The sequence below is a fragment of the Pseudomonas sp. RA_35y_Pfl2_P32 genome, from assembly GCF_963970735.1.
Lineage (GTDB): Bacteria > Pseudomonadota > Gammaproteobacteria > Pseudomonadales > Pseudomonadaceae > Aquipseudomonas.
In genome coordinates this window covers 1-468 of sequence record NZ_CAXAQF010000297.1, presented here as the reverse complement: position 1 = coordinate 468, position 468 = coordinate 1, and the positions used below count along the sequence as shown (strand labels likewise).

1 protein-coding gene is annotated in these 468 nt (G+C 63.5%); it reads right to left on the bottom strand.

What is annotated here, in order from left to right; genetic code table 11:
• Positions 1–163: 163 nt before the first annotated feature.
• The coding region (locus AACY45_RS28370) for a hypothetical protein (RefSeq protein ID WP_339548787.1) at positions 164–468 on the bottom strand (305 nt) is incomplete at its 5' end.

Sequence of the window (468 nt, the reverse complement as noted above, 5' to 3'; positions counted from 1 at the left end):
ACATCGACACCCGCAATGGTCTTGTCGGCGAGCACGTCATGCTCCCCGGCCAAGATCGCGATGCGCTGCCCCAGCACCGGCGTTTTCTTCTTGCCCTTCATCGAAGCGCAGCCGCTGAGCGCGACAGCAGTCACGGCCACGACGAGAAAGCGGTTGGTCATCTTCATTGCGATTTCTGTTCCTTAGCCTCGGTGACGGCATCCACACCCAATACGCCCGCCATCTGAACCGCGCGTTGCCGCAGCGTCTCCTCCGTGGTCGGATCGCGCGCGATCTGACCGTACAGCACACCCGCGAGATCCCGCCGATTCTGGCGGAGATAGGAAATCGCGACAAGCTCTCCGGCGTTGCCGAACCAGGGATTGCCCTTGACCGCGATCCCGCGCAGCCGCGCGATGACGACGTCGGGCTTCAGCGAGTCAAATTCGGCAGTGGTCTGGCGGATCAACGCGACGTCGCGGAGCGGCT